Raw genomic sequence first — 7,085 nt, 5'->3', positions numbered from 1 at the left:
CCCCTCAAGATGAGATTTCCCAGTATGTAAGACCCCTTGTAGACGACGAGGTTGATAGGTTCGAGGTGGAAGTGCGGCAACGTATGCAGCTGACGAATACTAATCGGTCGAGGGCTTAACCAATAGCTGACTAAGCAGCAAATGAAACTACGCCAGTCGTAGCAGAATTGATCTTATCTTTACGTACATTTCGTATCTAGTTTTCAGGGTGCAAGTCAGCCTGAACAATGATTTTTGATGTTTCCTGGCAGAAGCATCCCGTTTGGTGATGATGGCGGAGGGGACCCACGCGTTCCCATCTCGAACACGACCGTTAAGCCCTCCAGCGTCGATGGTACTTGAACCGCAGGGTTCTGGGAGAGTAGAACGTTGCCAAGCAATTATAGGAAGCCTTTATAAGAGAAATCTTATGAAGGTTTTTTTCTGTAACGATGGAAGTTGCGTTTCAAGTCAACCATGGTATTGCCGTAGTACAGTCCTTAAGGTTTTGTCTAAGCTACACATTTCAGACATTGAGCCGAAAGGGAACTAGGATACGCTATTTCATAAAATTGGAGCGAATTCGCGGGCAACCGGAACTACAATACGCTAATTCCTCCAAAATGCGCAATCAATCGTTCTTTTTGGACATATAGCGGATCGTAGTTCCGTTTCGATAGATATCTCCCCTTTTTTCCGCATATAGGGTATCCTAGTTCCCATTCGAACGTAACTCTAAACTTTCTATCCCAAACAATACAATCTAAAAACCCTCAAAACTCACTTTACAGTGATTTGAGGGTTTTCTTACGAATGTTATTGAATGTAGCAAGAGGTATCCTTGTCGGTGATCTTAATTAGACCCGCTTTGCGATAAGGGCGAAACCGGAACAACATCCAAAGCCGCGGCATAACCATCCAAATATGAAAAATAGTTAGATAAATAAGCCAATGATCCGGAATCCATGGATACAGGAGCAAAATGATGGAAAGACCGATCCAGAATAAGTGCAGTTGGATTCTGGAGACAAGTCGGATGGAGGCATTGCCATCAGGCAGAAAGCCGCACCAGAAAATCCCCCAGCGATAGGACCAGCCTCTCATAGCCATACCGATCGTAAATTGGAAGTAAGCGCGCACGAGCAGCGTGTGGAACATTAGAAGAAGCGGATAGCTCACTAACAGCGGCAGCCAGTTAGACGTATCGAACTTATACAGTAGCGCCAAGGCTAGGAGTAAGAAATAAAGAATGGTTTTGTAGAGGGAATGGTAGAGGCGTTTGACTAACGTATAGCTGTAAATTGTAGATTGATTGGATAAATTGGGATCTTGTATGGTTGACATGATGATGACCTCCGCAAGGCGGTTAACCTGATATAAGTGTATATCGGCAGAATGCTTCCAAAAGATGAGCGATTAACTAGTTTAGGAGAATCGAGAAATGGCTATACTAGAGGTAAATGAAGATGGGGTGATCATATGGAGGAGAACCGTTTTGGGGTATGTATGATCTGCGAGCAGCAAAAGTTAGGCGGAATTCATATTATAACAGCATTTATCTGTGATGACTGCAATAAGGAGATTGTTCAAACGAATGTAAATGATCAGAAATATCCCTTTTTTGTGAGACAGATGAGAAAAGTGTTGTATACGGGTAATTCAAAGCAATATATGAATTAATAGGAAAGCTTCTTATATAGAAGCTTTTTTGTTTTTTCAGCGTCAATCCACTACTATAAGGGTATAAAATAGAAAGCTCAAAGAGCGCAAGGAGTCATAGCAGGAATGTGCAGTCAACGTTTAAACTCGCACCGTGCGCCGCTATATGAGGCCATGGTCGCGCACCACAAGATGAACCCTGTAAGTCTTCATGTGCCAGGACACAAATCTGGACAAGGCTTAATGGAGGAAGGCGAAAGATTTCTCAAGACGGTGATGTCTATTGATTATACGGAGATTACAGGACTAGATGATTTGCATCATGCAGAGGGAGTAATTAAGGAAGCGGAGGAATTAGCGGCAGAATGCTTCGGAGCCGAGGAAACTCACTTTCTCATTGGCGGGAGTACAGTGGGGAATATGGCGATGATTGCGGCAGTTTGTGATCGTAATGATGTCATGCTTGTGCAAAGAAATGTACATAAATCGGTTATTCATGGTTTGATGCTAGCGGGAGTTAGAGCCGTTTTTATAGCTCCTGAGATGCATCCAGAAACCGGCGTGGCGACTAGTGTTCCGTTAGAGAGTGTACGACAAGCACTTGAGCAATACCCGGAGGCAAGAGCCCTTTTTGTAACGAACCCGAATTATTACGGGATGGGCGTTGACTTGAAGCCGTATGCGGATCTCCTGCATGCACAAGGGAAATTGCTTCTGGTGGATGAGGCGCATGGAGCCCATTATGGCTTTCATCCCGAGGTGCCTGCCTCAGCCTTGTCCCAAGGAGCGGATGCAGTGGTTCAATCCACACATAAAATGCTGACCGCGATGACGATGGGTGCCATGCTGCATGTGCAAGGCCCACTCATTGATCGCGAAGCGGTTAGACAATTGCTCGCGATGTTGCAAAGTTCCAGTCCTTCGTATCCGATTATGGCGTCTTTGGATTTAGCAAGAAAGAGGATGCATACAGAAGGGAAGGCATGGCTGGAACAAGGAATAGCCGTAGTGAACGAGTTTAGACGGCAGCTAGACAAGCTTCAGAGGTTCGATTATCAACCGCGAGGATGTCAAAATGATACAAATAAAGGGCAAGATAATACGACGGATCCATTTAAAATAGCAATCTCTGATCAAACTTATACATTAACCGGGATGGAATTGAAGGATAGACTAGAAGATCAGGGTATTTTTGTGGAAATGACAGATGGCCGGCAAGTGCTTTTGGTTTTCACGCCTGCTACAAGCAGGGCAGATATGTTGAGGGTTATCGACGTTTTACATAACATTTGTTTGGAGGAGCCCTTGGAAAAGAAGGAACTTCAGAGGCCTATCTCGAATATACTTAAATTACCCTACTACGCACAAATCTCTTCACCCATTGCTTTTGATATGAGAGACATCTCTCAAGCAAGGAAAGCAGATGCTGCATGCAGTACGGTTAGTGTTCAGGAGGCAATAGGTTACCGCTCAGCGGATATGGTCATTCCGTATCCACCGGGAATTCCTTATCTGTATCCTGGCGAAGTGATCTCAGCTTCAACAGCAGAGGCTTTATGGCAATTAGCCGCAAGTGGGATTAAGTTCCAAGGCACTCAATTTGGTCAGACACACAAGCTAAAGATATACACATAAACCACAATAAGATCTGGTAAAGCAGTATGTAGGAGGAAAGCGTGAACGGAATATTTATTACCTTTGAAGGTCCTGACGGTGCTGGGAAGACAACACAGCTGCGAATGCTGGCGGAGGATCTTAAGAAACTCGGACATGATGTCCTTGTAACCAGAGAGCCGGGCGGAACGGCAATTAGCGATCAGATTCGAAGCATTATCCTCGATCCTGCACATAAGGAGATGGTAGATCAAGCAGAAGTCCTGCTCTACGCGGCTTCTCGAGCGCAGCATGTACATCAATTGATTCTTCCGGCACTGAAAGCTGGACGCATTGTATTGTGCGATCGTTTCATTGATGCCAGCGTAGCTTATCAGGCGTATGGTCTTGGCATAGAGGTAGATATTGTTAAGGAGATTTCTCGCTATGCCAGCTCAGGTCTTGAAGCTACTCGCACTTACATTCTGGATGTTCCGGTTGAAGTAAGCATGGCCAGATTGCATGGGCGCGCCTCAGGTTCGGGAACTAACGCTCAACAATTAGATCGCATTGAACAAAAGCATGTCGACTACCATAGCCGGGTACGGGCTGGATTTCATCAGATTGCAGCCGATCATCCTGAGCGTGTAAGAGTTGTGAATGCGAATCGCAGCGAAGTGGAGATTGCTACAGAGATTTGGGAGGATTGTAACCGTTTGCTAGAGGAACATATTTCCGTCTAAGCAGAAAATCGATTCTTAGTTTATAATAAAAGGGAGGCAACACTTATGAAACTAGTCGTAGCCGTTGTACAAGATAAAGACAGCAACCGTCTTTCTAATGCGTTAATCAAAGAAGGGTTTCGCGCCACGAAGCTGGCGAGTACGGGTGGGTTTTTGCGTGCTGGGAATACCACTTTTATGATTGGTACGGAAGATGAGAGGGTTCAAGAGGTTATGCAGGTTATTCGTGCCAATTGCAAAATCCGTGAACAACTGGTTACACCGGTTTCGCCCATGGGAGGAACGACGGATTCGTATATTCCATTCCCCGTGGAAGTTCAAGTGGGTGGGGCCGCGGTTTTCGTATTGCCGGTTGAGCGTTTCGAGCACTATTAAGTCTAATCAGACCTATACAAGGATGGATGCGTCTTGAAAATTAATCCGGGGTGGCAGCCCATCGGTAAAAACGTCAAAGTCAATGAGAACGTCCCACCGCCACAGATGGCCCCCCGGAATTTCTCTGACATTATGCAGCAGCAGGATGAGAAATTTACGCAGGAGCAGTTGTCCAAAATGGTGCAGCAAATCACGCTGCAAGGTGACCGTCTGTCGCGTGGGATGACAGTGAGAGATCTTCTTCAATATAAATTGTTGATTAGACAATTTCTGGAGGAAACCGCCAGGCGTGGTGTGAACTTAAGAGATACGAAGGGCTGGGATCGTCGCGGCCGTTCGAAACGATATAAGTTGTTGGAAGAGATTGATCAAGAACTGCTCTCTCTGGCAGATGAGCTGCTGGAGAGCGAGCAGGGACGAATTGACATTTTGCAGAAAATCGGAGAAATCCGAGGCATGCTGATTAACTTGTTATTTTAGGAGGGGGAGAACCGAATGTCCTTCCAAGCCATACCGGGGCAAACGGCTGCCAAGCAGCTGCTGCAGAACGGGCTGCGGCAAGACAAGCTGTCTCACGCCTACATTTTTAGCGGACCTGTCGGCACAGGCCGATCGGAGATGGCTACCGCATTAGCGAAAGCGATTTACTGTCAGCGTGGAACGGATGAAGCCTGCGGTGAATGCTTGGAGTGTCGGAAAGTCGAACACAGCAATCACCCGGACCTGCACGTTGTTGCGCCAGATGGCGCTTCGATCAAAATCGAGCAAATTCGTGAGCTTCAGAAGGAATTTGCTTACAGGGCTACAGCTTCCGGAACCAAAATTTATATTCTGCACCATGCAGAGAAAATGACGGTGCAGGCTGCGAACAGCTTGCTTAAATTTCTAGAGGAACCGACCTCGCATGTAGTTGCAATTCTGATTACAGAGAATGGCAATGCCCTGCTCCCTACGATTCAGTCACGGGCGCAGTGGATTCATTTTACACCAATGCCTCGGGAGCAGATGGTGCTGACGCTTCTTGAAGAAGGCCATCCAGCTGCACTCGTGCAGCCTGCTTCTCATCTAACGGCAGGTTTGCAGGCAGCTAGAGAGCTGATTGGTGCGAATTGGTTTGCAGAAATGAGAACCGTAGTGTTACAATTAGCTAAGGAGACGCTCACACGTTTCCCTACTTCTATCATTACAGTGCAGCAACGAATTGTGAAAACAGAACTTGCGGATCACATGTCGAGTCTGTTCGACTTGTTGATTCTCTGGTTTAAAGATATGGTGCAGTTGCGCCTGGAGCGCAGAGATAAGCTTGTATATAATGATCAGCTGGACTGGATGAGCTCCCTCGCGTTCAGCCGGGATGTCTCAGCTTGGGTGGGTATGATGGAGCAAGCCGTAGAACTGCAAAAGCGACTGCGCTTCAACGCCAATTCTCAGTTGGTGATCGAGAAAATGCTCGTGGAGATGCAGGGGGTGTAAGATGTATTCGGTAGTAGGCGTCCGCTTTAAGAAAGCGGGTAAAATATATTATTTTGATCCGATTGATTTGCCCATTGAGAAGGAAAGTGCCGTTATTGTTGAAACCGCTCGCGGCGTAGAATACGGCAAAGTCGTAGTAGGCAAGAAAACGGTCAAAGAGAATGACGTTGTTCTTCCTCTCAAGAAAGTCATACGTATCGCGGATCATACAGACGCGGATCTGGTTGAAGAGAACAAAAAAGCAGCCAAGGATGCGTTCCAAACATGTCACGAGAAAATTAAAGACCATAGTCTTAAGATGAAGCTCGTGGACGTAGAGTATACCTTTGACCGCAATAAAATTATTTTTTATTTTACGGCAGAGGGACGCGTTGATTTCCGTGAGCTGGTTAAAGATTTAGCAAGCATTTTCCGCACTCGCATCGAGCTTCGCCAAATTGGCGTAAGGGATGAAGCGAAAATGCTTGGAGGTATAGGTCCGTGTGGGCGGATTCTGTGCTGCTCGTCATTTTTGGGGGATTTTGAGCCGGTATCTATTAAGATGGCCAAAGATCAGAATTTATCGTTGAATCCAACGAAAATTTCCGGCTTATGCGGTCGATTAATGTGCTGCTTGAAATACGAGCATGATAATTATGAAAGTGCCAAAGATTCGCTGCCAACCGTTGGAAGGCATGTAATCACCTCTTTTGGTAACGGTAAGGTATTAGGGTTAAATATTAGTGAGCGTACCGCGAAGGTTCAATTGTTCGACCTTGGTAAAGCACTTGATTTACCTTTCGATGATGTGGTTGAACAAGAGTAGCGGCATAAGATCCAAGGAGGCGCTGGCCAGTAAGCATGCATGGCACTAGAGGTGAAAGCGTGGATAAACAAGATATTTTTGGACAAATAGATGAAATAGAAGAACGCATGGGTGCCACTTATGCCGAGTTGGGTGCCTTAAAGAAACGAATCATTATCCTCATCGAAGAAAATAAGAGACTAAGCATAGAGAACCAGCAGCTTCGCAAGCTGATCCGACAAGAGGAAACGATTGTCGAGCAGCCTGTAGGAGAGGCAGAAGAAACGCTTCCCTTACCAGGAGCCGGGTATGATAATTTGACTCGCCTCTATAATGAAGGGTTTCATATCTGCAATGTGTATTACGGACACCTTCGGACTGAAGGAGATTGTTTGTTTTGCTTATCCTTTTTAAATAAATAAGTGCTTGTGACCGTAGGGGTTTATGCCTTACGGTTTTTTTCCATAAGGAGCAAGATC

At 45.9% G+C, this 7,085-nt stretch carries 9 protein-coding genes and 2 rRNA genes; 10 read left to right on the top strand and 1 reads right to left on the bottom strand.

Annotated features, from left to right (window positions below; genetic code table 11):
* Positions 1–123 (top strand): 23S ribosomal RNA (locus HQN90_RS30685); the annotation flags it as partial.
* Between the two features lie 138 nt (positions 124–261).
* Positions 262–378 (top strand): 5S ribosomal RNA (rrf, locus tag HQN90_RS30680).
* Positions 379–795: 417 nt separating this feature from the next.
* Here the strand turns inward: rrf and HQN90_RS30675 are convergent.
* Entirely contained in the window at positions 796–1,323 is a 528-nt protein-coding gene (locus HQN90_RS30675) for a hypothetical protein (protein WP_173226243.1), read from the bottom strand.
* Positions 1,324–1,458: 135 nt separating this feature from the next.
* Between HQN90_RS30675 and HQN90_RS30670 the strand changes: the two genes are divergently transcribed.
* The 8 genes from HQN90_RS30670 (at position 1,459) to yabA (ending at position 7,028) form a co-directional block, all read left to right on the top strand.
* Positions 1,459–1,659 carry a sigma factor G inhibitor Gin gene (locus tag HQN90_RS30670; RefSeq protein WP_173226241.1) on the top strand — a complete coding sequence of 67 codons (201 nt, stop codon included), beginning with the start codon at positions 1,459–1,461 and terminating at the stop codon, positions 1,657–1,659.
* 105 nt (positions 1,660–1,764) lie between these two features.
* Positions 1,765–3,273 (top strand): aminotransferase class I/II-fold pyridoxal phosphate-dependent enzyme, encoded by a 1,509-nt coding sequence (locus tag HQN90_RS30665; protein ID WP_173226239.1) that lies wholly within the window; start codon positions 1,765–1,767, stop codon positions 3,271–3,273.
* Between the two features lie 41 nt (positions 3,274–3,314).
* A complete protein-coding gene (tmk, locus tag HQN90_RS30660; protein ID WP_173226238.1) occupies positions 3,315–3,974 on the top strand; it encodes a dTMP kinase in 660 nt (219 codons plus the stop codon).
* A 45-nt stretch (positions 3,975–4,019) separates the two neighbouring features.
* The gene (locus HQN90_RS30655) at positions 4,020–4,349 is read left to right on the top strand and encodes a cyclic-di-AMP receptor (RefSeq protein WP_079417169.1); all 330 of its coding nucleotides are present in this window, start codon (positions 4,020–4,022) and stop codon (positions 4,347–4,349) included.
* Positions 4,350–4,382: 33 nt separating this feature from the next.
* Positions 4,383–4,829, top strand: a complete 447-nt coding sequence (locus HQN90_RS30650; RefSeq protein WP_079417167.1) for a YaaR family protein — start codon at positions 4,383–4,385, stop codon at positions 4,827–4,829.
* Between the two features lie 15 nt (positions 4,830–4,844).
* Positions 4,845–5,822: a DNA polymerase III subunit delta' gene (holB, locus tag HQN90_RS30645; protein WP_173226236.1), complete on the top strand. Its 978-nt coding sequence runs from the start codon at positions 4,845–4,847 to the stop codon at positions 5,820–5,822.
* A gap of 1 nt (position 5,823) precedes the next feature.
* A complete protein-coding gene (locus tag HQN90_RS30640) occupies positions 5,824–6,627 on the top strand; it encodes a PSP1 domain-containing protein (RefSeq protein WP_079417163.1) in 804 nt (267 codons plus the stop codon).
* A gap of 59 nt (positions 6,628–6,686) precedes the next feature.
* On the top strand, positions 6,687–7,028 hold the full coding sequence (gene yabA / locus HQN90_RS30635) for a DNA replication initiation control protein YabA (protein WP_079417187.1): 342 nt from the start codon (positions 6,687–6,689) through the stop codon (positions 7,026–7,028).
* Positions 7,029–7,085 lie beyond the last annotated feature (57 nt).

This window comes from Paenibacillus alba, from assembly GCF_013204855.1.
Lineage (GTDB): Bacteria > Bacillota > Bacilli > Paenibacillales > NBRC-103111 > Paenibacillus_E > Paenibacillus_E alba.
Note: the sequence above shows the minus strand (reverse complement) of the source record. Positions and strands in the feature narration are given on the sequence as shown.